Source organism: Oerskovia sp. Root918 (assembly GCF_001428945.1).
GTDB classification, from domain to species: Bacteria; Actinomycetota; Actinomycetes; order Actinomycetales; family Cellulomonadaceae; genus Oerskovia; species Oerskovia enterophila.
Map to the genome: position 1 here is coordinate 331,985 of NZ_LMJG01000015.1, position 26,978 is coordinate 358,962.

General features: G+C 71.2%; 22 protein-coding genes and 1 pseudogene. 11 read left to right on the forward strand and 12 right to left on the reverse strand.

Going from position 1 to position 26,978, the window contains the following annotated elements:
- Positions 1–16 precede the first annotated feature (16 nt).
- Both ASE27_RS16675 and ASE27_RS16680 read right to left on the reverse strand, forming a co-directional pair.
- Positions 17–2,140 (reverse strand): MMPL family transporter, encoded by a 2,124-nt coding sequence (locus ASE27_RS16675; protein WP_056652966.1) that lies wholly within the window; start codon positions 2,138–2,140, stop codon positions 17–19.
- A 77-nt stretch (positions 2,141–2,217) separates the two neighbouring features.
- Positions 2,218–3,702: an amino acid permease gene (locus tag ASE27_RS16680; RefSeq protein ID WP_082609050.1), complete on the reverse strand. Its 1,485-nt coding sequence runs from the start codon at positions 3,700–3,702 to the stop codon at positions 2,218–2,220.
- Positions 3,703–3,879: 177 nt separating this feature from the next.
- On the opposite strand from ASE27_RS16680, the gene ASE27_RS16685 reads away from it, so the two are divergent.
- The 6 genes and pseudogenes from ASE27_RS16685 to ASE27_RS16705 all read left to right on the forward strand — a co-directional run bounded on the left by ASE27_RS16685 (position 3,880) and on the right by ASE27_RS16705 (position 8,912).
- On the forward strand, positions 3,880–4,302 hold the full coding sequence (locus ASE27_RS16685; protein ID WP_056652969.1) for an organic hydroperoxide resistance protein: 423 nt from the start codon (positions 3,880–3,882) through the stop codon (positions 4,300–4,302).
- 83 nt (positions 4,303–4,385) lie between these two features.
- A complete protein-coding gene (locus tag ASE27_RS16690) occupies positions 4,386–5,024 on the forward strand; it encodes an SDR family oxidoreductase (RefSeq protein ID WP_056652972.1) in 639 nt (212 codons plus the stop codon).
- Positions 5,025–5,151: 127 nt separating this feature from the next.
- A complete protein-coding gene (locus ASE27_RS16695) occupies positions 5,152–7,203 on the forward strand; it encodes a hypothetical protein (protein WP_157257678.1) in 2,052 nt (683 codons plus the stop codon).
- Positions 7,204–7,708: 505 nt separating this feature from the next.
- Positions 7,709–8,284, forward strand: coding sequence for a bifunctional 2-polyprenyl-6-hydroxyphenol methylase/3-demethylubiquinol 3-O-methyltransferase UbiG (locus ASE27_RS16700; RefSeq protein ID WP_056653588.1), 576 nt, complete (start codon positions 7,709–7,711; stop codon positions 8,282–8,284).
- 16 nt (positions 8,285–8,300) lie between these two features.
- Positions 8,301–8,375, forward strand: a pseudogene (locus ASE27_RS19955) (excalibur calcium-binding domain-containing protein); the annotation flags it as partial.
- A gap of 117 nt (positions 8,376–8,492) precedes the next feature.
- A complete protein-coding gene (locus ASE27_RS16705) occupies positions 8,493–8,912 on the forward strand; it encodes an Hsp20/alpha crystallin family protein (RefSeq protein WP_068709972.1) in 420 nt (139 codons plus the stop codon).
- A gap of 254 nt (positions 8,913–9,166) precedes the next feature.
- On the opposite strand, the gene ASE27_RS16710 is transcribed toward ASE27_RS16705, so the two are convergent.
- Positions 9,167–10,012: an SDR family NAD(P)-dependent oxidoreductase gene (locus ASE27_RS16710; RefSeq protein ID WP_056652977.1), complete on the reverse strand. Its 846-nt coding sequence runs from the start codon at positions 10,010–10,012 to the stop codon at positions 9,167–9,169.
- Positions 10,013–10,188: 176 nt separating this feature from the next.
- Positions 10,189–11,112, reverse strand: coding sequence for a hypothetical protein (locus ASE27_RS16715; RefSeq protein WP_056652980.1), 924 nt, complete (start codon positions 11,110–11,112; stop codon positions 10,189–10,191).
- A 191-nt stretch (positions 11,113–11,303) separates the two neighbouring features.
- Here ASE27_RS16715 and ASE27_RS16720 point away from each other — a divergent pair, with 191 nt between their 5' ends.
- The 4 genes from ASE27_RS16720 to ASE27_RS16735 all read left to right on the forward strand — a co-directional run bounded on the left by ASE27_RS16720 (position 11,304) and on the right by ASE27_RS16735 (position 16,433).
- Complete coding sequence (locus ASE27_RS16720; RefSeq protein ID WP_056652983.1) at positions 11,304–12,290, forward strand: hypothetical protein; 987 nt, start codon at positions 11,304–11,306, stop codon at positions 12,288–12,290.
- 81 nt (positions 12,291–12,371) lie between these two features.
- Positions 12,372–13,511 carry a Fic family protein gene (locus ASE27_RS16725; RefSeq protein WP_056652986.1) on the forward strand — a complete coding sequence of 380 codons (1,140 nt, stop codon included), beginning with the start codon at positions 12,372–12,374 and terminating at the stop codon, positions 13,509–13,511.
- A gap of 198 nt (positions 13,512–13,709) precedes the next feature.
- Complete coding sequence (locus ASE27_RS16730; RefSeq protein ID WP_056652989.1) at positions 13,710–15,518, forward strand: amidase family protein; 1,809 nt, start codon at positions 13,710–13,712, stop codon at positions 15,516–15,518.
- A gap of 48 nt (positions 15,519–15,566) precedes the next feature.
- Complete coding sequence (locus ASE27_RS16735) at positions 15,567–16,433, forward strand: cohesin domain-containing protein (protein ID WP_056652992.1); 867 nt, start codon at positions 15,567–15,569, stop codon at positions 16,431–16,433.
- Positions 16,434–16,561: 128 nt separating this feature from the next.
- On the opposite strand, the gene ASE27_RS16740 is transcribed toward ASE27_RS16735, so the two are convergent.
- Positions 16,562–16,852, reverse strand: coding sequence for a hypothetical protein (locus ASE27_RS16740; RefSeq protein WP_056652996.1), 291 nt, complete (start codon positions 16,850–16,852; stop codon positions 16,562–16,564).
- Between the two features lie 136 nt (positions 16,853–16,988).
- Here ASE27_RS16740 and ASE27_RS16745 point away from each other — a divergent pair, with 136 nt between their 5' ends.
- The gene (locus ASE27_RS16745) at positions 16,989–18,338 is read left to right on the forward strand and encodes an exonuclease domain-containing protein (protein WP_056653000.1); all 1,350 of its coding nucleotides are present in this window, start codon (positions 16,989–16,991) and stop codon (positions 18,336–18,338) included.
- On the opposite strand, the gene ASE27_RS16750 is transcribed toward ASE27_RS16745, so the two are convergent.
- From ASE27_RS16750 to ASE27_RS16780, 7 genes are all read right to left on the reverse strand, one after another.
- Complete coding sequence (locus ASE27_RS16750) at positions 18,322–18,993, reverse strand: hypothetical protein (protein ID WP_056653003.1); 672 nt, start codon at positions 18,991–18,993, stop codon at positions 18,322–18,324. The two genes, ASE27_RS16745 and ASE27_RS16750, sit on opposite strands and share 17 nt — an antisense overlap.
- A gap of 116 nt (positions 18,994–19,109) precedes the next feature.
- Positions 19,110–19,526, reverse strand: a complete 417-nt coding sequence (locus tag ASE27_RS16755; protein ID WP_056653006.1) for a type II toxin-antitoxin system VapC family toxin — start codon at positions 19,524–19,526, stop codon at positions 19,110–19,112.
- Positions 19,523–19,753 (reverse strand): hypothetical protein, encoded by a 231-nt coding sequence (locus ASE27_RS16760; RefSeq protein ID WP_056653009.1) that lies wholly within the window; start codon positions 19,751–19,753, stop codon positions 19,523–19,525. Before ASE27_RS16760 ends, ASE27_RS16755 begins: the two co-directional genes overlap by 4 nt.
- Before the next feature lie 80 nt (positions 19,754–19,833).
- The gene (locus ASE27_RS21130) at positions 19,834–21,153 is read right to left on the reverse strand and encodes a carbohydrate-binding protein (protein WP_082609053.1); all 1,320 of its coding nucleotides are present in this window, start codon (positions 21,151–21,153) and stop codon (positions 19,834–19,836) included.
- Positions 21,154–21,275: 122 nt separating this feature from the next.
- Positions 21,276–23,156 carry a DUF2075 domain-containing protein gene (locus ASE27_RS16770; RefSeq protein WP_056653012.1) on the reverse strand — a complete coding sequence of 627 codons (1,881 nt, stop codon included), beginning with the start codon at positions 23,154–23,156 and terminating at the stop codon, positions 21,276–21,278.
- Between the two features lie 433 nt (positions 23,157–23,589).
- Entirely contained in the window at positions 23,590–26,577 is a 2,988-nt protein-coding gene (locus ASE27_RS16775; protein ID WP_056653015.1) for a DUF3427 domain-containing protein, read from the reverse strand.
- A complete protein-coding gene (locus tag ASE27_RS16780; protein ID WP_056653020.1) occupies positions 26,574–26,978 on the reverse strand; it encodes a (deoxy)nucleoside triphosphate pyrophosphohydrolase in 405 nt (134 codons plus the stop codon). Before ASE27_RS16780 ends, ASE27_RS16775 begins: the two co-directional genes overlap by 4 nt.

Here is a 26,978-nt window from a genome sequence, read left to right on the forward strand (position 1 = left end):
CGTCCTGGCGGGCCCGCTACTCGCGGACCGGTGCGCCCGACGGGAGCGCGGACACTTCCTCGACCGGCACGTCCTCCTTGCGGCCCAGGGCGCTCGGCCACCACATGTGCCGCCCCACGTCGAGGTTCAGCGCCGTGACGAGCACCGAGCGGACCACGAGCGTGTCGAGCAGGACGCCGAACGCGACCGCGAACCCGATCTCCGCGAACGCGACCACGGGCAGCGTGCCCAGCACCGCGAACGTCCCCGCGAGCACCAGCCCGGCCGACGTGATGACCGCGCCCGTCGCGGCCAGCCCGATCAGCGCGCCGCGCCGTGTCCCGACGCGCAGCGACTCCTCGCGCACCCGGGTCATGAGGAAGATGTTGTAGTCGATCCCGAGCGCGACGAGGAACACGAACACGAACAGCGGGAGCGAGGTGTCGGCGCCCTCGAACCCGAACACGTACGTGAACACGAGCGCGCTCACCCCCAGGGCCGCGGTGAACGACAGCACGACCGTCGCGACGAGGATGAGCGGCGCCGTGATCGCGCGCAGGAGCAGCGCGAGGATGACCAGGACCGTCAGCAGGATGATCGGGATGATGAGCTGGTTGTCCGCGGCCGAGGCGCGCTGGACGTCGAGCGTGATCGCGCTCGCCCCGCCCACCAGGGCGTCGGCGTCCGGGACCGCATGGACCGCGTCCCGGACCCGGTCGACCGTGTCGTAGGCCGCCTGCGAGTCCGGCTCGGACGTGAGCGTGCCCTCCATGTACGCGTAGCCGCCCGCGGACACGGGCTCGGTCACGGTCGACGCGTCGATCCCCTCGGTGCTCGCGAACGCGTCGTGCACCGCGGCCACCGCGGCGGGCGACGAGTCGTCCGCGACGACGACCACGGGCGAGCCCGAGCCGGCCGGGAAGTGCTCGGAGAGGACCTGCTCGCCCACGATCGAGGGCTGCTCGCCCCGGAACGACTCGGCGCTCGACAGCCCGTTGGCGTCGAGCTGCGTGATGCCCAGTCCCAGCACGGCCAGGACGATCGACGTCACGACCCACACGCGCCGGGGCCGGTGGGAGATGCGTGTCCCGAGCCGCGCCCAGACGCCGTGCTCGGTGGGCTCGTCGTCGCCCAGGTGCGGCACGCGCGGCCAGAACACCCACCGGCCCGTCGCGACCAGCAGCGCGGGCAGCAGCGTCAGCATGACCAGCAGCGCGACCACGATCCCGACCGCCGCGACGGGCCCCAGCCCGGCCGTCGAGCTCATCTGCGCGAACAGCAGGCACAGCATGCCGATCGCGACCGTCGCACCGCTCGCGACGATCGCCGGGCCCGCGCGGTGCAGCGCGAGCGCCATGGCCTCGTGCCGGTCCTCGTGGCGACGGAGCTCTTCCCGGTAGCGCGCGACGAGCAGCAGGGCGTAGTCCGTCCCCGCCCCGAAGACCAGGACCGTGAGGATGCCCGCGCTCTGGGCGTTCACGGTCAGGCCCGTCGTGTCCGCCAGCACGTAGATCACGGCCTGCGACACGGTCAGCGCGACGCCCGCCGAGACCACGGGCAGGAGCCACAGCGTGGGGCTGCGGTAGGTCAGCAGCAGGATCACGATCACGACCCCGGCGGCCGCGTAGAGCAGCGTCGAGTCGATGCCCTCGAACGCCACGGACGAGTCCGCGGCCGCGCCCGCCGGACCGGTCACGTAGACGTCCATGCCGTTCGCGCCGTCCTCGGCGGTCGCGCGCAGGTCCGCGACCGCGTCGGCCGCGAGGTTCCAGCCCTCGCTGCCCAGGTCGAGGGGGACGACCACCTGGGCGGCCTGCCCGTCCTCGGACGGGATCGGCCCGACGACGTCCCCGTCCAACGTGTCGAGCTCACCGAAGGTCGCGACGTCCTGGGAGACCGCCGCGAGGTCCTCGGGGGTCAGGCCCGACTCGCGCACGTAGACCAGGACGGCGGGGATCGTGTTGGGCGAGGTGAAGCTGCTCGCGACGTCGAGCACCTGGGTCGACTCGGCGTCGGCCGGGAGCCAGGACTTGGCGTCGTTGTCCTGCGCGCCCGTGAGCTTGCCGGCCAGCGGCGCAGTCAGGGCCAGGACGACCGCCCAGAAGGCGATGACGACCCACTTGGCGTAGCGGTGCGTGATCCAGCCGGCGATGCGAGACATGGGTTCTCCCCGAGACTCCCGGTGCTCCCTGGCGCGAGATTCCAGCGCACACCCGCGAGGGGGTGGGTGTCAACGGGTCAGGACCCGACGTCGGCCCGCTCGGTCCGCTTCCGGAGCCACGACCGCACCCCGTACACCGCGACGATCACGCCCACGAGCACCACGGTCGACACGAGCTGGACGCGCGCGGCGTCGTCGAACAGCATGAGCACCACGAGCCCCGCGAGCCCGGCCAGGGTCGCCCACGTGAGCCACGGGTACGCCCACATGCGCAGCGTCATCCTGTCGGCGCCGCCCGCGGCGGCCTCGAGGCGACGTCGCAGCCGGAGCTGGGACACCGCGATGAACACCCAGATCACGAGCAGCGCCGAGCCCACCGCGTTGAGCAGGATGCCCAGGACCTCGCCCGGCAGCAGCCAGTTGAGCCCCACGGACACGAGCCCGAAGAACACCGAGAGCAGCACCGCGACCCACGGGACGCCGGTCGGCGAGACCTTGGTCAGCGCCGGGTGGCCGTCTCCGCGGCCCGCGAGCGAGAACGCCATGCGCGACGTGCCGTAGACGTTGGCGTTGAACGCCGACAGCAGGGCCACGACGACCACGGCCTCCATGAGCCGCGCCGCGCTCGGCAGCCCCGCGAGGTCGAGCACCGCGACGAACGGGCCGCTCAGCAGCTCGGGCGCGTCCCACGGCAGCACGAGCGCCATGATCGCGACCGCGCCGACGTAGAAGAACAGGATCCGCCACACGATCGAGCGGGTCGCGGTCACGATCGCCTTCTGCGGGTCGCGCGCCTCGGCCGCCGCGATCGTCACGATCTCGATCCCGCCGAACGCGAACACCACGACCAGCAGCCCGGCCGCGATGCCCGGCAGCCCGTGGGGTGCGAAGCCCGCGAGCGAGGCGGGGTCGCCGAAGATGTTGGTCGTGCCCACCGGGTCGGTGCCCGGCAGCCAGCCCAGCACGAGCAGGACGCCGATCACCAGGAACGCGACGATCGCCGCGACCTTGATGAACGCGAACCAGAACTCGAACTCGCCGAAGTGCTTGACGCCCCACAGGTTCACGACCGCGAACACCGCGACGAACACGAGCGCGACGACCCACTGCGGCACCCCCGGGACCCACCCCGAGACGATCTGCGAGGCCCCCGTGATCTCCGCGCCGAGCACCATGATGAGCGTGAACCAGTACAGCCAGCCGAGCGTGAAGCCCGCCCAGCGGCCCAGCGCGGTCTCGGCGTAGACGGAGAACGACCCGCTCGACGGCACGGCCGCGGCCATCTCCGCGAGCATCCGCATCACGAGGATCACGAGCAGGCCCGCGACCGCGTACGAGACCAGGACGGCCGGTCCGGCCGTCGCGATCCCGACGCCACTGCCGAGGAACAGCCCTGCTCCGATCGCCGAGCCGAGGCCCATCATCGTCAGGTGCCGGGTGCGCAGGCCGTGCGCCAGCCGCTCGCCCTCGGGGGCGAGGGACGCGGGAGGGGGCGTGGCGCCGTCGGGCAGGGAGGAGGACGAGCCGTCAGGGGTGCCCGACGGCGAAGGTGCGTTGGTCATGGGGGTGCGGTCGTTCCGTGGTCGAGGAAGGACGCCGAGACGGCGACGTTCCACGGTACCTGGGGACGGGCCCCCGGTCGGACGTCGCTGCGCCCTGGGCGAACCGACCACGCACAGTTGCCCGGAGCGACATACGTTCGAGGGGTTCGTCCGTCAGCCGACCCTGGAGGTAGCACGATGAAGGTTCTCTACACCGCCGAAGCACTCGCCACCGGAGAGGGCCGCAACGGCCACGTCCGCTCGACCGACGGGCGGGTCGACCTCGACGTCGCCGTGCCCAAGGAGATGGGCGGCAGCGGCGACGGGTCCAACCCCGAGCAGCTCTTCGCCGCGGGCTACGCGGCCTGCTTCCACTCGGCCCTGCTGGGCGTCGCGCGCCAGCGCAAGGTCTCGGTCGCGGACTCGGCGATCGGTGCGAGCGTCTCGATCGGGCCGCTCGACGCCGGCGGCTACACGCTCGCGGTGCACCTCGAGGCGAGCCTGCCCGGCGTCGAGCGCGCCGTCGCCCAGGAGCTCGTCGAGGCAGCGCACCAGGTCTGCCCGTACTCGAACGCGACGCGCGGCAACATCGACGTGACCGTGGCGGTCGTCGAGGAGTAGCCCGCCCGATCCCCCAGCAGGCGGCCCGCGCCTCCTCGGTGCACCGTGGAGGGAGCACCGCACCCGATGAACCGAGGAGAACCATGAACGTCGCCCTGATCGGAGCCCACGGCAAGGTGGGCCGCCTGCTCGTCCCGATCCTCACGGACCACGACAACGCCGTGAGCGGGATCGTGCGCCTCGAGTCGCAGCTCCCGCTCGTCGAGGAGCTCGGCGGGACGCCGGTCCTGCTCGACATCGAGCAGGCCTCGACCGAGGAGATGACCGAGGCCCTGCGCGGGCACGACGCGGTCGTGTGGTCCGCGGGCGCCGGCGGCGGGGACCCCGAACGGACCTACGCGATCGACCGGGACGCCGCGATCCGTTCGATGGACGCGGCCGCGGCCGCAGGGGTCTCGCGCTACGTCATGGTGTCGTGGATCGGCTCGGTGCCGGACCACGGCATCGCGAAGGACAACAGCTTCTTCCCGTACGCCGACGCCAAGCTCGCGGCCGACGACCACCTGCGCGGCACCGACCTCGACTGGACGATCCTGGGCCCCGGCACCCTGACGAACCACGCGGCGACCGGCACGATCGACGTCGACGCCGAGAACGGCGAGACGTCGCGCGGCAACGTCGCGCTGGTGGCCGCGCAGGCCCTGCGGTCCCCCTCGACCGTGGGGCAGTTCATCCGGTTCGTCGACGGCGACACACCCGTCCTGGAGGTGTTCGGCCGCTAGCCGCCACCCTGCCGAGCCGCCCCGGCGCACCTCGTCCGCTCCCGTCGCCCCCACACCACAGCACCTGCGCCCCGACGTGGGCGCCAGCCGTTACGGTGTGCCCCACGGCATACGAGGAGGTGAGCACGTGGTCAGACGCAACAGGACGAAGGAACGGGCCAGGGCGGGCTCTTCCCCGGCGCCCGGCAGCGCTCCGGACGGCCCCGCGGGCGACGCTCCGGCCCCACGCCGCGGGGCTCCCCGCAGGCCGCCGTCCGGCGCGCGCTGGGTCACCGACGTCGAGGGCGCACGGGTCCTCGCCGCGCACCTCCTGACCCCGGGCCGTCCCTGGCCCGTGGTCGCGATCTCGGTCGCCGCAGGGCACGACGCCCCCTATGTGGACCTCGACGGCCTGCTCGAGGAGGTCTCGGGGCTGGCCGAGGTCGTCGTCCTGCCCACGGGCGACGCCTCATGGGCGTTCTCGGCCGTGATGCCCCCCTCGACGCAGGTCTACGGCGGGGCTGCGCGCGTCTACCCGGTCGACCACGAGTGGGTCGGCCTGCCGCGGCGCAGCAAGCTGCGCTTCGCCTACTCGGACGCCGACGCACGGCGCCTGCACGACCACCTCACGCACGACACCCTGACCGCGGCCCTCAGTGCGGGACTGCTCGGGACGTCGCACGACCCCGACGCGCCCCTCGTCGAGGGCACGGTCCGGTCCATCCTCGGGCCGCGCGCGTTCGTGACCCTCGACGACGACTCGCTCGCGAGCATCGCCGAGGAGCTCACCGTCCCGGGGGTCTCGCTCGCGCGGCTGCTGGTCGTCGGGCAGCGGGTCGCAGGGACGCTGGACCGGGAGAGCCGCCGGCTGGACGTGCGCGGTGCGCTCCTCGTGCCCGACGGCGCCACGTCACCGGGCGAGGACACGCACCTGGGCGGGTACGCCGTCGGGCAGGTGGTGCTCGCCGACGTGACCGCGGTCGCCCCCGCGACCGTGCACCTGCGGCTCGTCCCCGGGCTCGAGGTCGTCGTGCCGCGCGACGACGTGACCGGGAACCCCGCCGACGAGCTGACCGACCTCTTCACCATGGGTGAGGTCGTGCTCGCGCGCGTCGTGTCGACCGCGCCGTGGCGGCTGCGGTTGGACGACGTCGACGACGACTCCGACAGCGACGACGCCCCGGTGCCCGCCCCGAGCCTGCTCGACGGCGGCCCGCCGTGGCTCGTGCTCCCGGACCTCAGCCGCCCGGCCCCGCCTCGGTCGCTGCCCGTGCTGCCGCCGCTGCGCCTGCCCGAGCTGCCCCCCGAGGCGGGATCGGTCGAGGGGCCGCCCACGGAGATGCTCACGGAGGCGCCCGCCGAGGTGCTCACCGATGCCGAGCAGGGCACCGCCGAGCCGGGGCCGAGCGCCGAGGGCGGGCTGCGCCGTCGGACCCCGCTGGACCTGATCGCCAACGCGCCGCGACGCGACGCCCCCGCTGCGACCCCCCGGGGAGCGCTGCGCGACATGAGCCTCGCGCTCGAGGCGAGCCGCACCCGCGCCCGCACGCTCGAGGCGGACCTCGCCGCGGCGACCGCCGAGGTCGGGCTGCTGCGCGCGGCCGCGCAGGCGACCGCGGTCGAGCTCGGCGGGCTGCGGTTGCGTGCGGCCGAGCTCGACCGGGACCTGGCCGAGGCCCTGACCCGGGCCGAGAACTTCCGCACCCGGTACCGCAAGGCCGACCTCAGCCGGCAGCAGCTCAAGAAGGCCGAGAAGGCCGCGAGCCACGGCGGCCCGGCCCCCGACGACGGCGCGGTCTTCCTCGACCCCGTCGAGCAGTTCCGGTTCGAGGTCCAGCTCGCATGGGTCCGGCGCGTCCCGGCCGCCGAGAAGGCGACCAAACCGCTCGCGCCGTATGCGCTCGGGGACAGGTTCCTGCCGTCGCTCGCGACGATCGAGGGCGTCTCGCGGGCCAAGGTCGTCGACGTCGTGGTCGAGGTGCTGACCGGCGACGCCGAGCACATCGCGGGCCGTGAGCTGCACCCGCTGCGCGTCAACGAGGGCGGCAGCAGCCCCGCGGTCGTGCGCGAGGACGGCGCGACGTGCTGGCGGGCCTCGCTCCAGAGCAAGCGTGCGTCGGCCCGCAGGCTGCACTACTGGAAGCGCGGGGACCGGATCGAGCTGTCGCGCGTGGTGCTGCACGACGACGTGGAGCCGTAGGGGTTCCTTCCTGGTTTTTGTACGGCGGCTGGTGCCGGCTTCGTGGTGCCGAGAACGAGGTTGCGGCCGTTATGGAGCGGATTCCGCTCTCAACCTCGTGCTCGACCGCACGGAACCTCGTGGTCGGCGGGTCGTCGGTCCAGAGAGGCGGCAGCGGGGCCGTGCGGCGTGGGCAGCGGGTCGTTCCTGTCCGGCCGGCGCCGTCGGTCCCGGCCGCTGAGACCCCGTCGCCCCGGGCCTGGACCGCTGCCGACAGCGGTCGCCGCAGAGGTACGGTCGAAGCTCGCGCCAGGTCGGCCGGTCAGCATCCGGTCAGCCGGGCGCCAGGTCGGCCGGTCAGCTGATCCGTCGGCCCTTGCCACAGCCCCCGGGACGCCCCGCCGACCCGACCGAACCCGCCCGACCTCTCCACCCGCACGGCCCGTCCGACCCATCACACCCCGCCCGACCCCGAGGAGCACCGGTGAGCAAGGCCAACCCCACGCGCTGGGAGCAGAAGACCGCCATGAATCCCGCGCACTCGACCTGGTACGTCGAGCGTTTCCGCGCGATGGCTGCGCAGGGCGCGGACCTCGCGGGCGAGGCGCGGCTCGTCGACGCCATGCTCCCGCGCGGGGCCCGGATCCTCGACGCCGGCTGTGGCCCGGGTCGCGTGGGCGCCGAGCTCGCGGCGCGCGGGCACACGGTCGTGGGGGTCGACGTCGATCCCCTCCTCATCGAGGCCGCCGAGACCGACCATCCCGGCTCGACGTGGCTCGTCGCGGACATCGCCGAGCTCGACCTGCCCACGATGGGGGTCGACGAACCGTTCGACCTGATCGTGTGCGCCGGGAACGTCGTGACGTTCCTCGCGCCGGGGACCGAGGTCGAGGTGCTGCGCCGTTTCCGGGCCCACCTGGCACCGGGCGGGCGGGCCGTCGTCGGGTTCGGCGCGGGACGTGGCTACGCGTTCGACGCGTTCTTCGCCGACGCCGCCGAGGCCGGGCTCGAGGTCCAGCTCACGCTGTCGACGTGGGACCTGCGGCAGTTCACCGAGGGCGGCGACTTCCTGGTCGCGGTCCTGGGAGCGCCCCAGGCCTGAGCCGGCGGCGGGCAAGGCACCGATCCGCGTCGGCGAGCCCGGGTACAGCAAGAAGCTGGACCGCGACGGCGACGGGGTGGGCTGCGAGTAGGCCGAGCCCCGCCCCACGGGCGCGGTCGTTCGTCCAGGGCGAACGCGGTTCCGGAATTGAGCGTGGGTGACTCAAGTTGTACCCGTCAGAGGTTCCATCACGACTGAAGGAGTCACCATGACGACCACCCTGACCACCCCCGCCCCCGCCTTCGACCGCGCCCTGCGCGACCTGCTCACCGCCCGTCCCGTGGCGGGCGTCCCGGCCCACGCCGACGTCTTCCAGGACGGCGACGACCTCGTCGCCCGCTTCGACCTGCCGGGCATCGACCCCGCGCAGGACGTCACGGTCGAGGTCGAGGGCCGCAAGCTCGTCGTGCGCGGCGAGCGCAAGGACGAGCGGGCCGAGGAGACCGAGGGCCGCCGTGTCCGCGAGGTCCGCTACGGCGCGTTCCACCGCGTCGTGACGCTCCCCCAGGCCACCAGCGCGGACGCGATCAGCGCCCGGTACGACGCAGGAGTCCTGACCGTCACCGTCGCCGGCGTCTACGCCGGCACGACGCCGCAGCGCATCGAGGTCACGACCTCGGCGTCCTGACGGTCCTCCCAGCCTCCCCGTCGCAGGTCACCCCCCTTCGGCCTGCGGCGCGGTGAGATCGACGGGCCCGGTTGCGAGAGCACCGGGCCCGTCGTGCTGTCCGGGGACGCGCGGCGCTCACGAGCATGCGGTCGGCGTCACTCGAGCATGCGGTGGGCGTTCATTACGCGGACGAAACCGACGACAACCGCATGGTCGGCACCGAAGGGGCGAGGCCCGATCCGCCGAGGTCCAGAGCCCAGAGGCCGCCTCCGTCAGGCCGCCGTCCCCGGCTCGTCGGCCCCGGCCACCATCTCCACGCTCCGGTCCCAGAGCTCGGCCGCGAGCCGCGGGTCGCCCACGAGCGGGTGGGTCGTCGCGATCTTGCGCTTGACGTAGTAGTTCCCCGGCTCCCAGTCGACGCCCGGGGTCGTCGTCGCGAGCCAGACCAGGGTGTCGGCCCCCTTGGCCGACGACGTGAGGAAGCGGCTCAGCACGGTCTGGTACATGACCCGCATGCCGCTCGTCGACGTGGCCGCGAAGTTCGTCGCGACCACGCCCGGGTGGAAGGCCGCGGCCGAGATCCCCGACGCGCGGTACCGGCGGTCGAGCTCGCGCGTGAACAGGTTGACCGCGAGCTTGGCGTTCCCGTATGCGGCGTTGGGCGCGTACGACCGCTCGGCCTCGAGGTCGTCGAGGTGGAAGTCGCTGAACAGGCGGTGCGCGGCGCTGCTCGTGCTGATGACGCTCGCGTGGCTCTCCTCCAAGCGGTCGAGCAGCAGCGTGGTGAGGAGGAACGGCGCCAGGTAGTTCACCTGGAACGTCAGCTCGTGGCCGTCCTCGGAGACCTGGCGGTCGGCCATGATGCCGCCCGCGTTGTTCGCGAGGACGTCGATCCTCTCGTAGCGCTCGCGCAGGTCGGCGGCGAGCGCCCGCACCTCGGCCAGGCGCGCGAAGTCGGCCACGAAGAAGTCGGCCCCGACCTCCCCGGCGACCGCGGCGGTCTTCTCGGGCGAGCGCCCGACGACCACGACCCTGTGCCCGTCCGCCGCGAGCTGCCGGGCTGCGGCCGCGCCGATCCCGTCGCTCGCCCCGGTGATGACGATGGTCCTGCGTGCCATGTGCTGCCTCGCCTCGTGTCGTGCCGCCGGTGCTCGTCCCGGCGCGCCCTCGCCGCGCGGCCGGCCCTCGCCCACCACGCGGTCCCCTCGGAGCGTAGACCGCGCGCGGGAACCGGGCCGCGTGACGGCACGGACCGTCGCCCCGTCGCCCCGTCGACGATCGCCGCCCGGGCGACCTACGCCGTCGGGCCCTCTGCGCGTGCGAAGCGTTCCCTCAGGCCCAGCGCTGCCGACCGCCACGACGCGGCGCGCTTGATCGTCGCGCCCATGTCGCCCTCGTCGACCGGGACGTGCACGACCCGCACCCCCCGCTCGGCCGCGAGCGCCAGCATGGCGTCGGTCGACTCGGGGAACGCGAGCTGCAGCAGGACCGACGTCGTGCACGCCTGCCGCTCGCCCTCACCGAAGCGGCGCTTGTAGACGATCTCCGTCACTGTCCGCCGGGTGAACAGGTCGCGTTCCGCGACCTCCTCGGGCCCCTCCTCGGTGTCGTCGTCCGAGGTGTCGCCGACCTCGAGGAGGCGCGCGACGTCGTCGGGCAGGGGCACGACCGCCAGGTACAGCGACACGAGCAGCTCCGAGACCTTGCCCAGGACCCAGCCGCGCCCCGGCAGGCGCGGGATCACGCTCAGGTACTGCGCGAAGTTCGCCTCGAGCGCGTCGGCCGACAGGCTCGACCAGGCGGGGTGCGTGCGCAGCTCGATCACACGGTCCCAGTCGACCGCGTCGCCGTCGAACCCGACCTCCCGCGGGCCCACGTGCACGGCCCCGAACCGGTCGAGCAGCTCGAGGGGCTTGGTCGCGAAGCGCGGAACGTACGGGACCTGGCGCACGAGGCCCGCTGCCGAGGCGTCCCAGTGCGCGGTGAGCGGCAGGCCCGGGCGCGGATAGACGTCCAGGGCCCGGCCCACCCAGCCCGCGACCAGGTCGTCGAGCCCGGGCTTCGCGGGGGTGTCCTCGATGCCCGACGGCGGAGCACCGGTCGGGTCGTCGGGTGCGGCGTCGGCGGGGGTCGGGTCCAGCACCGGGTCGGCGCCGGCCCGGTCCGCTTCGCCGTCGGCGGAGGTCGCGGTCGAGCCGAGCAGCTGGTCCTTGTCCACGGGCTCCCCTGGGTCGGCGGTGACGCGCAGTCCCGGGCCGTGTGCCCGGTGCGCTCGACTCCGGAGACTATCGGAGGTGCCGAGCATGCGGTTGTCGTTCCACGAGCATGCGGTTGTCGTCCGATCCGGCCCGATCCTGGACGACAACCGCATGCTCGGCACGGCCAGAGGAACGGTGCGACGCTGGACCGATGAGCGAGGACCCCGCGGCGAGCGGCGAGCAGGCGGTCGATCACCTGTTCGCGCTGCCTCTCGACGAGTTCGTCGCGGCCCGCAACGTCGCTGCCAAGCAGGCCACCGCAGCGGGCGATGCCGTGGGCGCGACCCGGCTGCGCGGGCTGGCCAAGCCGACCGTCGCGGCGTGGGTCGTCAACCAGGTCGCCCGCGCGCACGGGCAGGCGATCGACGACCTCGTGGCGCTCGGCGACGAGCTGCGCGCCGCGACCGAGGACCGTGACCGCGCGCGACTCACCGAACTCGACCGCGAGCGCCGACGCCAGGTCGACGCCCTGGTCGCCGAGGTGTCGTCGGCGGGCGTGGGCAGCCGGCCGGTGTCGGGCGAGGCGGCGCGCCGGCTCGGCGAGACCCTCACCGCGGCGGTCATGGACCGCGACGCCGGTGCGCTCGTCCGGGCCGGGCGACTCACGCAGGCGCTCCAGTACGTCGGGTTCGGGATCGTCGACGAGAGCGGCGAGACGGCCGACGTCGTGTCCTTGAGCGCCGAGCGCGAGGCCCGGAGGGGTTCCGGTGCGCGGCGTCCTGCGGCTGCGGAGCCGCCGGGACGCGCCGGGGAGCCTCACGTCGAGGCGCCCGCCGACGGACCGTCCGACGGCGAGCACCCGGGATCGGACACCGCCCTCGAGTCAGCCGAGCGCGAGGTCGCCGAGGCGGCCGCGGACATCGACCGGCTCGAAGGTCGCCGCGACCAGGCCGCCGACGCCGTGCGGGAGGCGAGCGACGCCGTCGGGCCCCTGGATGCGCGCCTGGCCGCGCTGGACGAGCAGATCGCCCGGCTGACCGCCGAGCGCGACGACGAGCACCGCGTGCTCGACGAGGCGCGCGCGGCGCTCGCCGCGGCCGAGGAAGAGCTGGCCGGCGTGGACGCCGACCTCGAGGCCGCGGAGGGTCGCGCCGAGGAGGCGAGGCGACGCCGTCGGGCGCTGCGCGCACAAGCGTGAACAGGATGTCTCGATGTCTCAATTCTTGCGACACGGCGTGTTGCGTGAGACCGTGTGTCTCTAGATTAAGGACATTGGGTCATGCTCTACCCCCTCCCCGTACTGACTGCCGACGACGAACGCGTCCTCGGCGAGCTCTCGACGATGCGCAGTGCGCTCGCCGATCAGATCCGCACGCCCCGGCGGTGGGTAGGGAGGCTTCGTAGGACGGCCGTCGCACGGGCGATCCAAGGGTCGAACAGCATCGAGGGGTACAACGTCGCTCTCGACGACGCCGACGCCGCGATCGAGGGCGACGAACCGATCAGCGCTGACGTCCAGACGTTCCGCGAGATCGCGGGCTATCGCCAGGCGCTCGGGTTCATCCTGGCGACCGCCGGCGACGAGAACTTCACGCTCGACGCATCGGTCCTCCGTTCCATGCACTACATGCTCTTGTCCCACGCTCTCGACAAGAGCCCCGGTCAGTACCGCCGCGGGGAGATCTTTGTCTCGGACGAGGCGACCGGCCGTCACCTCTACGCCGGGCCTGACGCCGACCTCGTTGCAGAACTCGTCGACGAGCTCATGAGATGGACCGCCGACCATCCGGACCTCGATCCGTTCGTCAGCGGTGCGATGGCGCATCTCAACCTGGTCATGATCCATCCCTTCCGCGACGGCAACGGCCGCATGGCTCGCGCTCTGCAGACGCTGGTACTGACCCGAGCAGGCCTGAGTGCTCCCGAGCTGTCGAGCATCGAGGAATGGCTCGGGGCGAACACCGAGGACTACTACCGTGTCCTGGCGCGATCCAGTGACGGCACCTGGAGCCCGGGCCACGATGCCTCCACCTGGGTGACGTTCTCGCTGCGCGCGCACCATCTCCAGGCACAGGCCGTCCTCGACCGCGTATCGCGCGCCTCGAGGGTCTGGAGCATGCTCGACGATCTCGGGGCGAGCCAGCGGCTCCCCGATCGATCGCTCGACGTCCTCTACTCGGCCGCACTCGGCATGCGGGTCCGGAGAGGGCCGTACGTGCGTGAAGCCCAGATCGACGAGCGCACGGCGAGCCGCGACCTCAAGCTGCTGACCGACGTCGCACTGCTGCGCGCCGTCGGTAGCACCAAGGGGCGGCACTACGTCGCCGGGCCGGCACTCGACGCCGTAGTCGCCGTCCGCAGGTCCGCTGCCGAGACCGTGGATCCCTACCCCGGATTCCGCGCGAGCCTCTACTCGTAGGACGCCGTCCACAGTCGAGCAGCAGACGAGACACGGTTCTGAGTGACCGCGCAGCGGTCGAAACTGCCGCGACACCGCGGCGAAACACGCGGGTGGCAGCCTCGCTGTGGGCGCACGGGGGTGCGCGCCCTCCCCAGATCAACCGCCGCCGTCGGCGTGCTTCGCCCTGCCCTCGGCGCACTCGGAAGGGACAACTCCGTGAACACGCACGCACGACGACGGCGCCTCCTCGCCGCCGCTCCCGTCGCCCTGGTCGCGCTCGTCGCACCGATCACCGTGGGACTGACCGCGACCACCGCCGTCGGCGCTCCCTCTGACCCGACCTCACCGGGGCTCGCGTTCGGCGCGCCCTTCTACACCGAGGCCGACCTGACGGGCGACGGCGCGGTCGACACCGACGACCTGTCGCTGCTCGTCGCTGCGGTCGGGACCACGAGCACCGACGCCGGCTGGTCCGACGTCGCGGCCGCCGACCTCGACGGCAGCGGCACGATCGACGTGACCGACGTCGCGGCCCTGTCCCAGCGCATGCTCTACGACGACGGCGCCTTCACGCTGCTCGAGGCGAGCACGGTGGACATCCAGAAGGCCATGGCCTCGGGCGAGCTGACCGCGGTCGAGCTCACGCAGATGTACCTCGACCGGATCGAGGCGTACGACGACCAGATCAACTCGATCATCACGGTCAACCCGCACGCGCTCGAGATCGCGGCCGAGCTCGACAAGGAACGCGCCGCGGGCGGCCCGCGCAGCATGCTGCACGGCATCCCCGTGATCGCGAAGGACAACTACAACACCGTCGACATGCCGACCACGGCCGGGTGCACGTGCCTCCAGGCCAACCAGACGTCGTCGGACGCCCAGATGATCGAGAACCTGCGGGCCGACGGTGCCGTGATCCTCGCCAAGGCCAACCTCTACGAGTTCGCGGTCAGCACCACGACCGACAGCTCGCTGGGCGGCACCACGACCAACCCGTACGCGCCCGGCAAGACCTCGGGCGGGTCGAGCGGAGGGTCCGGGGCGTCGATCGCCGCCAACTTCGCGGTGATCGGGCTCGGCACCGACACGGGCGGCTCGATCCGCATCCCGTCGTCGTGGAACGCGCTCGTGGGCGTGCGCTCGACCGTGGGGCTCACGAGCCGCGACGGGATCGTCCCGCTCGCGCTGTCCCAGGACACGGGCGGCCCCATGACCCGCACCGTGACCGACGCGGCCATCGCGCTCGACGCCGTCGCGGGCTCCGACCCCGAGGACGCCGCGACCGCGCTGACCGACTCCCGGCGGCCCGCCTCCTACACCTCGTACCTCGACGCCGACAGCCTCGACGGAGCCCGGATCGGCTACGACCCGACGACGATCGGCACCAACGCGACCGCCCAGCGCCTGTTCGCCGACGCCGTCGCCGACCTCGAGGCCCGCGGGGCCGAGGTCGTGCCGCTGGCCATCACGGACATGGCGACGATCCAGACGTGGTCCTCGGGCAGCACCAACGAGTTCGGCCACGACCTCAACGAGTACCTGACGAAGTTCGCCGCCCCGGCCGTGCCGTACCGGTCCCTCCAGGACATCGTGGCGTCGGGCGGCGACTATCTCCCCGCGCTGGCGGGCACCCTGCGCACCCGCTCGCTCGTGACCCAGGAGACGTACGACGCCTGGAGGACCCAGCACGACGGCGAGATCGCGTTCGGCCGCCGGGCCATCGAGGGAACCATGGACGCGCACGACGTCGACGCGATCATCTACCCGTCGACCTCGGGGCCGACCGGCTACTCGAGCGGCTCCAACAACCGCCTCAGCCCCTTCTCGGCCCTGCCCGCCGTGACCGTGCCCATGGGCTTCGCGTCGGCCGCTCTCGACGGCTCGACGAGCGACGGCGCACCGATCGGCCTCGAGTTCATCGGCCGTGCTTACGACGAGGGGACGCTGCTCGGCCTGGCCTACGGGTACGAGCAGGGCTCGCTCAACCGCCACGCACCCGCGCTGTTCCCCGAGCTGGAGGGCTGAGCCGTGCGGATCACGACACCTGCTTCACTGTTCGAGAGGACGACCACCATGGACCGAGCCGTTGGAACACGGGCACCGCAGCGGGGTGCTGCAGGACGGCTCGCCGCGCGGCGGGTCGTCGCCCGGCGGGTCGTCGCCCGGCGGGTCGTCGCCGGTGCGGCGACGCTGACGCTCACGGGGGCGACGCTCCTCGGCGGCGCCGGAGCGGCGAGCGCCGCGACGACCGTCGGCTCGTACACGGTCACGGCCTCGGCCCCTGCGGTCGAGGTCGGCGACACCGTCTCGGTGACCGTGGCCGCCACCGGGGTCAGCGACCTGTTCGCGTACGAGCTCACCGTCGGGTTCGACCCCGAGGTGCTCGAGTACGTCGACGGCAGCGGGACGACCGACATCCCGGGGTTCCACGAGGCGACGCTCGGTCCCGACGGGTCCTCGGTCGTGCTCACGCAGACCAGGCTCGGCACCTCGCCGGCCGCCGAGGGAGACCTGACGCTCGCGACCCTCGACTTCGTGGCCGTGGGCGCCGGGGACGGTGGCGTGACCGCCGAGCGCGCCACGCTCGTCGACGCCGCGACCCAGGCGACCGAGGTCACGGGCCTCGGGACGGCGCCGATCACCGTGACGGCCGTGGCCGTCGAGCCGACCGACCCTCCCACGGACGACCCGGGGACGGGCGGCCCGGGAACCGACGAGCCGGGCACCGGTGAGCCCACCGACGACGCGACGCTCGTCGACTCGGACGGCGGGTCGGACCCCTGGTCGACGGGAGGCACGGGCTCGGGCTCGCTCGCCTCGACCGGTGCGACCGTCGGGCTCGCCGCCGGCGCGGCGTTCCTCGCGCTGCTGGTCGGCGTCGGGCTCGTCCTCGCGGCGCGCCGCCACCGCGCTCGCCAGTCGGAGGGCGACGCCGCATAGCGCTGCTCCCACCCCCGGCACAGGGGCAGGAGCGCGGAGCGCGCCCGTGGGGGGCGTGCTCGACGGAGCGACGGGCCGGGCCTCGGAGACGAGGTCCGGCCCGTCGTGCGTCGTGCCGCTCCGGGGCCTCAGTCGCTCGACGGCGGGGCCGTGCGCTCCGGGATGTACACCTCGATCGAGACGTCACCGGGGTCCGGAGACTCGGACGGGGCCGTCGTGGCCGTGTCGGTCGGTTCGGGCGACGGCCCGTCGGTCGGGTCGACCGGCGGCGGGCTCGTGGGCTCGGTGGACGGGTCGGTCGGCGACGGGTCGGTCGCGGTCGGCGAGGGTGACGCGGGACCCGAGCCCGTGCCTCCCTTGCACCCCGCGAGCAGTCCGACGGACACCAGGACGCTGGCCGTGATGGCAGCAGTACGCACAGCAGATCTCCCCTGAGTTGGTATGCCTGTCCAGGTTAGAAACGATTCGACGGACTCGCGCGTCGAACGCCCTCCGCACCCACGAACCCTGTGGACGACTTCGTCGTCTCGCGCCCCACCTGGCACCCTGGTCCCCGTGCCCGGATTCGCCGTGATCGACCTCGAGACCACTGGGTTCTCGCCCCGCCAGCACGACCGCATCGCCGAGGTCGCCATCGTCCTGACGGACACCGCCGGCCGCGTCCAGGACGAGTGGTGCACGCTCGTCAACCCCGAGCGCGACCTGGGCCCGCAGCACGTGCACGGCATCAGCGCGGCCGACGTGAGCCTCGCGCCCACGTTCGCGGTCGTCGCGCCGCACCTCGCGCGGCTCCTCGAGGGGCGCGTGATCGTCGCCCACAACGCGAGCTTCGACACGCGCTTCCTGCGCGCCGAGTTCGGGCGCGTGGGCCTGCCCGTGGGGATCGACCCGCTCGCGTGCCTGTGCACCATGCGCCTGGCCGGGACCTTCCTGCCGTCCGCGCCGCGCGGTCTCGCGATCTGCTGCGAGCTCGCGGGCGTGGTGCACGACGGCGCCCACTCGGCTCTCGGCGACGCCCGCGCCACCGCGGGTCTCCTCGAGCACTACCTGGGGCTCGACGACGCCGACCCGCTCTGGGCCCAGGCCCACGACGCGTCGGCCACGCACTCGTGGCCCGGCCTCGCGGTCCCCGACGGCTTCTCCCCCGTGCTGCGCGGCGCGAGCCGCCCCACGGGCCACTGGCTCTCGGGCCTGTCCGACCGCCTCGACCGCGTGCCCTTCCCCGTCGAGGCCGACGACTACCTCGCGCTCCTCGACCTGGCCCTGCTCGACCGGTACGTGTCCTTCACCGAGCGCGGCGCGCTCCTCGCCGCCGCCGAGGAGGCCGGGCTCGGCCGTGCGCAGGTCGAGTCGCTGCACCGCGGGTACCTCGACGCGCTCGCGCGGGTCGCGCTCGAGGACGGCATGCTCTCGGACGCCGAGGTCGCAGACCTCCACGAGGTCGCCGGCCAGCTCGGCATGGACGCCGACGACGTCGCGGCAGCGGTCGAGCGGGCAGCGTCCGGTCCGGTGCTCGCCACCCTGCCCGACGGCGGAGCGCACCTGCGCGCGGAGGCGAGCGGCGCCGTCGGGCCGGGTGGGGATGACGGGGCTGACCGGGGCGCCGCGCTGGGTGGGGGCGTCGCGACCGTGGCCGCGCGGCCGCGGTTCGCGCTGGCTCGGGGCGACGAGATCGTGCTGACCGGGGCCATGGCGCGGCCCCGCGAGGAGTGGGAGCGCGAGGCGCGCACGGCCGGGCTGGCACCCTGGCCGAACGTCACCAAGCGCACGCGCGTCGTGATCGCGGCCGACCCGGACTCGCTGTCAGGGAAGGCCCGGACCGCGCGGCGGTACGGGATCCCCGTGGTGAGCGAGAGCGTGCTCGAGGAGCTGCTGGGGCGGGTCGAGGTCACGGGGGTGCGGTGATGTCGTGCGTCGTCGGGCGGATCCGGACGCGTGGCGCGCCGAACCCCCGGACGATCGCGGCGGTGTGATCCAGGACGGCGAGCGAGCCGTCGACCACGCACACGTCACGCCGGCTGTAGTGCCCCCACAGAGGCGTCTGCTCCCGCTCACCGGTCCGGACGTCGACGAGGCGGACCGCGCTGCACTGCCCGTGGCGGACGGACTCGACGACCTCGACGACCCGACCGCCCTGGACCGTCGCGGCCAGCGCGACCATGCGTGCCCACCGGCGGCGGCACCGTGCCACGAACCACACCGGCCCGGCGATCGTGGCGGCGACCATGGTGCCGAACGCGACCGTCCGCAGGTGCTCCGTGATCCCGGGCGTCTCCATCGTGAACAACAACAGGAGCACGAGGAGGTAGGGAGCGAGCAGCACACCGACGAACGGCAGCAGCAGTCCGGTGAGGGTCGGTCGCACCCAGTAGTGCGTGAAGAACCACGGCAGGTAGACCGCGAGCGCCATCGAGTTGACTGCCCCGTGATAAACGAGGTCCTCGTCACCGCGCCCCACACCCACGATCCACGACACCAGGACCGTGCAGGCACCTGCGACGACGAGGGCCACCAGGACCGCCCCCGCGACGCCCCACACCCATGTGACGCCCTTGCCCATGCTGGCTCCCCCTGCTCGGCCGCATCGTGCCTGGCTGCGCGCTGCGGCGACCCGGGACCATCGTGGCGGCGTCGAAGGGCGGAGCCAGGGTTGTCCACAGGGGCCGATGGCCCGTCCTACGCGACGAGCTCGACCGTGCAGCGGGGGCCGGGCGCGCGCACGAGCCGCGCATCCGCCGTGACGAGGGTGGCGTCGAGATGTTCCGCGAGCGCGACGAAGGCGGCGTCGTACGTGCTCAGGTCGGGGCCGAGCTCCCAGGCTCGGGCGGCCAGCACCTCGAAGGGCCAGAGCTCGACGGGCAGGCGGCGCAGAGCGTCGAAGGCGATGCGCGCCTCGCCGGCCGACAGCAGTCCTGCTGCGCGGCGACGGCGCAGCACGTTCGCAACCTCGTACGGAAGGAGCGACGGAGCGAACAACGTGGCGCCACGGAGCAGCTGGGCTACCGTATCGCCCCGCGTCGACGGGTCGATGAGCAGCACGACGACCGCCGACGCATCCGGGACGACGAGGCCGCCCCGACGGTGGTGCCTCACCGGCGGTCGGCGGCGAGGTCCGCGGTCAACGAGTCCATCTCGAGCGCCGGGAAGCCCCGGGCGTTGCGACGGATGTCGACGAGGACGCCCTCGAGCGACGGCTTGGCTGCCAGGTCGTCGAGGGCCTGGGCGAGGTACTCCTGCAGCGATCGCCCTGAGGCGGCCGCACGCGAGGCGAGCTCGTCGCGCACCTCCTGCGGGACGTCGCGGATCGTGATCGAGACCATGCCTGCACTCTACTGCTGATGCTGCTGATCTAGCAGCACGTGGGACGACGGGGTGAGACACACCGGATGCTGGAAGCCGATCAGCAGGTCCCGACCACGGCCCACGCCCCCCACTGCGACGTCCCGGGCGTCTCGCCCTGGGTCCACCACCTGGCCGTGTAGGTGCTGCCGGCGTGCGAGACCGTGGCTCCGCCCGTGTAGACGGCGCCCGCGCTCCAGGCCGGAGCGGTGCATGCGGGCGTGGTGGGGCTCGGCGACGGTGAGGGCGTCGGGCTCGGGGTGGGCTCCGGCGTCGGGCTCGGTTCCGGCCCCGGGCCGCCGCCCACCGGCGAGACGGGGATGCCCGGGTTGACCAGGCCGTCTCCCCCGACGACCGTGTTGTCGCTCGTCACCGTCACCGGACAGGTCGCCGCGTCGTACACGGTCACCTCGATCGCGTACCGCCCGGGCCCGACGGCGCCGCTCAGGTCCGAGGAGTTGTTCCGGAACGTCGTGCCGCAGCCCCAGCCGGGCGACTGCTGGTGCGTCTGGAAGCCGGACTTGGTGGTCCCGACGCCGACGTTGTCCTCGACGACGTAGTCGTTGCCCTTGATGTCGACCCACGAGTCGTCGTAGTTGGCGCCCGTCAGACCGTCGCCGTAGAACGTGTTGCCCGCGATGCGACCGCCGCGCGTGCCCTCCTTGATGTCGACGTTCTCGCCGCGCACCAGCGGGCCGATGACGTTGTCGAGGATCTGGACATGGTCGGACGTGTCGCTGTAGGTGTTGGCCGACCCGACGTAGACGCCCTCGCCCATGCCGCGCCCGTCCTGCCCGGTGTCGAAGATGCGCGAGCTCTGCAGGATGCCGTAGCTGCTCGACGTGCGGAAATGCACACCCTCCATGGTGAGGTCGTGGACCGTGACGCCGTCGATCGTGACGTGGTCGGACGAGTCGATCATGATGCCCTTCTGGGCGTTCTGGACCGTGATGCCGCGGACCGTCCAGTGGTCGGCGTCAGTGAGCTGGAGGACGTTGCCGCCGCCGCTCGAGGTGCGCAGGACGGCGTTCGGGGAGCCTTCGAGGGTGATCGGGGCCGATGCCGTGGCCGGGCGCCCCGTGACCTTGAAGTTGCCCGTGTAGACGCCGTCGGCGAGGTGGATGGTCTGGCCCGGGGCGGCTGCCGCGAGGGCGGACTTGAGCTGGGCCGCGGTCGAGACGGAGACGGTCTCGGCGGCGGCTGCCTGCTGGGGCGTGGCGGTGAGGGCCGCGAGGAGGGCGAGAGCGGCTGCGGTGACGGCTGCGGCGAGGGGGCGTCTGCGGTGGGCGGCCGCGTTGGTGGTGATGGTGGGCGTGGTGAGTGGAGCGCGGCGGGTCGCGAGCGGAGCGCGGCGTCGTTGCCACGCGGTCGGTGTGGTCATGCGTGGAGAATGCTCGCGCCGTTGGCGGGTGGTCAACGGGTTGCCCGGAAGAGTGTGGGAACTACGTAGTGCGCCGGTGCCGTGACGGGATGGACCGCTTGGTCCATCCCGTCTGGGCCGGCTCAGCGATGCACGAGCTCCGCGAGCTTCTGCCGGGTCTCCGGATCGACCGAGTAGATCAGTGTCCCGACCATGCCTCGGGTCAGGAGCACCTTGTAGACGTTGCGGACGAGCCGGTCGAAGTCCCCATCGCTCACGTTCTTGCGGGACTTGAAGTCCGGGTCCTTGTTGCTGTCACGACGACTCTCCCAGCGATCGGTTCGCCAGACGAGGTCCGGCCCGAGAATCACCCCGTTCCAGTCGTACTCGAATCCCTGGGCCGTGTAGACACAACCCACCTGGTCGAAGCCGTGAGGGTCCGAGGCCCACAGGGGTGCAGGCGGTGCCTCACCGACCCGGCGATCCCCCTTGACGTTCCAGGGGCGCGACCACTCTCCGATCTTCACGTCGCTCACGAGTGCGCCATCGACTGGATCACTCCACCGCCAGCAGTATCCGGCAGTCATCCTCGCGCCGTAGCCGTTCAGGCGGTGTGCAGCGAGCCGGCTCTCGAGCTCCTCCGGGGAATCGACCACATCGACCCCGAAATGCTCGTCCCCCGCCCACGGGATGGGGCCGCCGGGCTTCAGGTCGAGAAGCCGCAGGACCCACTCGATGTAGGCATCGCTACCACCTGCCCGGAACTGGGCGTTGAGGTCGATCTGCTCGACCTCCATCCCCAGCTCCGTGGCGCGGGTACGGATGCTCTCGATCGTCCCGTTCTCGCCGCTGCGGACGACCTGGTGCTCGTCCAGGAGGAAGACAGGGACGCGGGCCGCCGCGAGGAGCTCGTCAATCTGGGGACGAGCCCTGTCCCGGATCTCCTTCTTGGTGTAGCGGTTGACCGACTTCTCGCGGATGCGGTGCGCCTCGTCGAGGATCAACACATCGAGGCCGTTGGTCTCTGCATCGATGAAACTGTTGAAGTACTTGAACAGAGACTGCGTCCGGGTCGATCCTCTGCCTGCCACCTTGCGCATGGTCTGCGTGAAGCTCTGCGAGCCGGTCGCGTGCAGCACTTCTCGTCCCTCGCGCGCGAGCTGCCCCAGGAGAGACAGGGCGATGACGCTCTTGCCCGATCCCGGGCCGCCGGTGATGACCACCGCCGTCTTGGTGTTGCTGCGCTGGGCGCGCTTGACGGCACGGAGGACGATGTCGTGCGCAACCCGCTGTTCGTCGAGGAGCTTGAACTGCTCGCGGTCACGGATCTCTGCCGCTGCGACGGTCAGCAGCTGCTTCGACGGCCCGACGGCGGACCCCAGCAGCAGGTCAGCCGCTGCCTTGCCGTCGCTCGGGGCAAGGCGTGATCGCAGATGAGCGTGGAGCGCTCCCCGCTGGTTCGACGTGAAGAGCGGCGCACGATCGACGGCAGCGGCAACCGTAAGATCCTCGATCCCGCCGTCGGCCGCGTTGTGCAGGTACGCCAGGCCGGTGATCCGGTCCGTGTCCGACTCCAGAGACTTGGTGAAGTCGAGCATGTAGTCGACGTAGTCGGCGACCTGAATGCTCGGGTGGATCCCCTGCTGGTACCGCGCACCGTCGATCTCGACGAGGGTGTCCGAATCTGCTGACATGCGAGCGCGGGACCACTGCTTCAGCTCGACGACCACGTAGGACGGGTCGCCACTCGTAGGATGCACGCCGGCGAGGACGACGTCGGCACGCTTCGACGAGAGCGGGAGTCGATACTCGAGCAGGACCTCGACGTCGCCCAGACCCGCATCATGCAGATCTCGCGCAAGAACCGGCAGCGAGTTGCGCCAGGACCGGCGCTCCGGCAATGCCGGTGCCCCGAGCCCCTGAGCCACGAAGTGCCGCTCCAGCTCCTGCTCGACGATGGAGAACTCACCGGAGGCGAGCTCCGCGAGCGCAGCGGCAGAGTAACGAACAGTCCCGGACAACATGACCCCTTGGGCAGCACGAATGATCGTGCGGAGGGGGACATGTGCGAGGAGGCAAGGCCTCCGAGCAAGTCCGTCGGTACCGCTGGCTGGAGGATAGCGCGACTGGGGTCAGGTCAGAGACGGTCGATCCAGGTGTCGTCGTCGCGCTGGTCCCATGCGGGCCGGCTGGCTGTGCCGTGACGAGCCGTAGCCCGGGCGGACAGCCTCTCGAGGATGAACCGCGCAACTGTCGCGCGGAGCTCGCGCAACGATGCAGCAGGGCGCTCGACGCAGCTCTCCTTTAGGTCACGCCGTTCGACTGGGTCAGTGATACCGGCTGCCCCGAGTTTGGCGAAGCCCCGACGGGGGTGAGTTCGTCGTCAGCCGGACGGCGCAGTTCGTCGAACTGGTCAATGAGAGGTCGAAGGTTGCACCGAGCACCTCGCCCAGTCGATCAATTGAGCACCGTCGGGTGGAAGTAGTCGTAGAGCGCGGTCTCGATCGGCCTTGTGAATTGCAGCAGCATGCGAACGACGGGCAGACTCACACCCGTTGAGCTAAGCATTGTCGTCTCCTCGGCAGAGTGAGAGGTTGCCTCGCCGAGGAAGTAGAAGTCAGTGCCCTCGGCGTCGTCCTTCTTGACGAAGACGTAGATGCTCGCCTCATTGTTGACGATCGGCCGGACCTCGCCGCTCGAGAGAGTTCGGCGGCTCCGTGTGTACCAGAGCATCGACGACGGGTCGAGCAGCGAGTCCTCGTACGCCGTGCTCGCTGAGATCTCGCTGGACTTGTGCAGCGTGACGAAGATCGGGCACGCAGGGGTCGGGCCGGTCGAGTGGTCGCTCTTGTAGCCGTAGACGGTTGAGGCCCACTTGCGGGGCCAGCAGAGAAGGCGCAGGGCTTCCTTGCGGGAGTACTGCCGTCCGGGCGTGAAGGGGGTCAATGGGCTGTAGTTGGCTGTCACGAGCGCAAGACCTGTTTCGACGAGGTCGTCGACAGCTGCCGAAAACACCGGGTTCGACCGGTAGGCCGCCGCGACCTCGGGCTTGAGTGAAATGGCGAGCTCGCCGTCACGCTCGACGATCCCGCCGCCGTAGCGCTTGACGTCTGCCTCGGCGAAGCCGTCGAGCGTCAGCGTGTCGATCGCACTCTGAAGGTGAGATCTGGTCGACGGTAGACCATGGTCATGAAATAAAGACTCCACCCGCGACAGCGGCACGCGCACGTCATCGAGCAGCGCTCTCAGCACAACGAGTTCGTGCGCGCGCTTGGCGGGCAGAACTTCGTGGGACAAGAGCTGGAGAGCGCGGCTCGCACTCTCGGGCAGCCCGACCTCCTCCTTGAACGCGGTCCCGACGAGCGCCGGGTAATGCTCCTTCTTCGTAGCGAGCAGCACGGGGTCTACCGATTCGAAGCGGTAGAAGTCCCACAGCCGGGGCGCGCCGCCGACTCGGTTGCGCATAGTGACGAGGGCGGCCTTGAGACGCGACATGTCATCGAGCTTTGTGTCGCGGATTGAGGCGAGCACTCGCTCCTGAGCGATCTTGTCGAACTGGACGCTCGACAAGCCTGGCAGCGCACCGGCCTCCTCCGCAGCTATAAGGTTCTGCCGCAAAGACTCCTTGTTGAGCGAGTCGTCGCCGAACAATGCTATGGGAATCAGGAAGTTGTTCGCGTAGTTCGCAATAAAGTCGATGACGACGAGGTACTCCTTCTCGTCGTGCTTTCGTAGGCCCCGGCCGAGCTGCTGGACAAACACGATGGCAGACTGAGTCTGGCGCAGCATGATCACCTGGTTGATCGAGGGGATGTCCACGCCCTCGTTGAAGACGTCAACGGTCAGGATGTAGTCGAGCTCGCCGCGCTCGAGCCTTTCTACGGTCGACTCACGGTGCGCGATCGAGTCCTCGCCGGTGAGCGCCTCGGTGCGAAGCATCCGACCGCGGACGCTGGAGTCGTTGAGTGCGTCAGATAGTTGTCGAGCCTCGTCCTTGCGGCTGCAGAAGATCAGCCCTCGTGTGTCAACCCCGGCGTGGCCGTATGTCTCGATCGCCCAGATCAGATGCGAGATCCGGTCAGGGGATACGAGCAGGTTGAGGTCGCTCAGCGCGTCAACTGTGGTGTCATCATCGAACGTTACGTCCGTGATCCCGTAGTAGTGGAACGGGGCGAGCATGTCCTCTTCGAGCGCATGGTCAAGCCGGATTTCGTACGGGACATTGTAGTCGAAGAGCTCGTAAACGTTGAACCCATCGGTGCGTTCAGGGGTCGCCGTCATACCGAGCAGAAAGACCGGGTCAAAGTGCGCAATGACCCGCTGGTGGGTCACTGACCCGGCCCGGTGGGCCTCGTCGATGATGACGTAGTCGAAGACATCGGCCGCGAACTGCGCGAGCACGTCCGGTTGGGCGAGGGTCTGGACCGTCGCGAAAAGGTATCGTGCGCCGAAGTCCTTCGACGACCCGGTCAGCTTCCCGTAGTCGCACCGTTCTCCGCCGAGCACCTTGCGATACTCCTGGATCGTTCGATCGAGGATCTGCTCTCGGTGCACGACGAAGAGCAGGCGCCTTGGGGAGATGGCTCGGACATCGAGTGCAGACAAAATGGTCTTGCCCGTGCCAGTCGCGGAGATGACGATTGCGCGCTTTTCGCCGCTCTCCCGCACGAGCGCAAGCGCGTCCAGGGCAGCTTGCTGCATCTTGTTCGGATGGACTCTGGGTTCATCTGCTGGGACGGTAGGGTCGAGAGCTGGAGCCGAGGGGAATAGCAGCGGCCGGACGGGATCAGGAGTTGCCGTCGGCAACAGCGTCGCGATGTCTCGCGGAGTCCGTGGTTGGCGCCCGCTCGGCCGCACGTAGGTCAGGGCATACTGCTCGATCCACTCGGCCGTAATTGGTACAGAGTCAGCGATCTGGCGCCCGGTGAGGTCCCTCAGCTGAGCGGCAAGATCGCTGTCCGGCGCGGCTGAGACCTTGAGATTCCATTCATGGTTCTTGAGCAGAGCGCTCGGAGTGAGGTTCGAGCTCCCCACCATCGCCGTCACGGCGTTGTCGTGCTCGAAGATGTACCCCTTCGGGTGGAATCCCTCGGCGTTGTGCAGCCGGACGTCGATACCGAGCCTCTGCAGGTTGCTCAGCTCGGCAAAGGCCTCGGGAGAGTTGAAGCCGAGGTAGTCGGAAGTGACGATGCGACCCACGCCTTCGAACTCAACGAGGTCTTGCTTGAGCAGCGCGATCGCGCCCGGCGACACGAATGCCACAGAGAAAATGAAGGATCTGCACCTGCGCACCTCGGCGCGGATCGCGCGCAGTACCGTGCTGCCATCGTCATTCAGCACGATGCGCGGATTGTGACTACGTGGTGCTCCGTGGGTGTCGGTGCTGAGGAACCCATAGTCGACATCGAGCTTGAACCGCTCGCTCCAGACGAGGTCTGTAGTCAAGACGCCGAGTCTCCTTGGATCTTCGCGACAGCCGGTACGTCCGCCGGCGCCCACTCCAGCTCGCCGAGCTCCGCCGGTGGAAGCCAGCGGACCGCCGCGTGCTCAGAGAGAGTCGGCGTACCGGAGACTAGCTCGCAGTAGAACGTCGTGAGCGTCACGATCCCGAAGTCGTACTCGTGGCTCGTGGTCTCAACGCGCTCACCGACGCGAACAACGCAACCGAGCTCCTCATCGATCTCGCGCCGGAGTGCCTCCTTCGGTGACTCACCCGGCTCGATCTTTCCGCCAGGAAACTCCCACATCCCAGCGAGGCTCCCATGCTGTCCACGCTGCGCGCACAGGATCAGTCCCTGATCGATGACGACTGCGCCGACGACGTCGATGCGCTTCTTTGAATCCAC

Bases quoted from the DNA above. Each gene is read 5' to 3' on its own strand.
- ASE27_RS16750 (WP_056653003.1), bottom strand. From the start codon at position 18,993: ATGGGCAAGGGCGTCACATGGGTGTGGGGCGTCGCGGGGGCGGTCCTG.
- ASE27_RS16700 (WP_056653588.1), top strand. From the start codon at position 7,709: ATGAATCCCGCGCACTCGACCTGGTACGTCGAGCGTTTCCGCGCGATG.
- ASE27_RS16710 (WP_056652977.1), bottom strand. From the start codon at position 10,012: ATGGCACGCAGGACCATCGTCATCACCGGGGCGAGCGACGGGATCGGC.
- ASE27_RS16705 (WP_068709972.1), top strand. From the start codon at position 8,493: ATGACGACCACCCTGACCACCCCCGCCCCCGCCTTCGACCGCGCCCTG.
- ASE27_RS16690 (WP_056652972.1), top strand. From the start codon at position 4,386: ATGAACGTCGCCCTGATCGGAGCCCACGGCAAGGTGGGCCGCCTGCTC.
- ASE27_RS16770 (WP_056653012.1), bottom strand. From the start codon at position 23,156: ATGTTGTCCGGGACTGTTCGTTACTCTGCCGCTGCGCTCGCGGAGCTC.
- ASE27_RS21130 (WP_082609053.1), bottom strand. From the start codon at position 21,153: ATGACCACACCGACCGCGTGGCAACGACGCCGCGCTCCGCTCGCGACC.
- ASE27_RS16720 (WP_056652983.1), top strand. From the start codon at position 11,304: ATGAGCGAGGACCCCGCGGCGAGCGGCGAGCAGGCGGTCGATCACCTG.
- ASE27_RS16760 (WP_056653009.1), bottom strand. From the start codon at position 19,753: ATGGTCTCGATCACGATCCGCGACGTCCCGCAGGAGGTGCGCGACGAG.
- ASE27_RS16725 (WP_056652986.1), top strand. From the start codon at position 12,372: ATGCTCTACCCCCTCCCCGTACTGACTGCCGACGACGAACGCGTCCTC.
- ASE27_RS16680 (WP_082609050.1), bottom strand. From the start codon at position 3,702: ATGACCAACGCACCTTCGCCGTCGGGCACCCCTGACGGCTCGTCCTCC.
- ASE27_RS16675 (WP_056652966.1), bottom strand. From the start codon at position 2,140: ATGTCTCGCATCGCCGGCTGGATCACGCACCGCTACGCCAAGTGGGTC.
- ASE27_RS16735 (WP_056652992.1), top strand. From the start codon at position 15,567: ATGGACCGAGCCGTTGGAACACGGGCACCGCAGCGGGGTGCTGCAGGA.
- ASE27_RS16685 (WP_056652969.1), top strand. From the start codon at position 3,880: ATGAAGGTTCTCTACACCGCCGAAGCACTCGCCACCGGAGAGGGCCGC.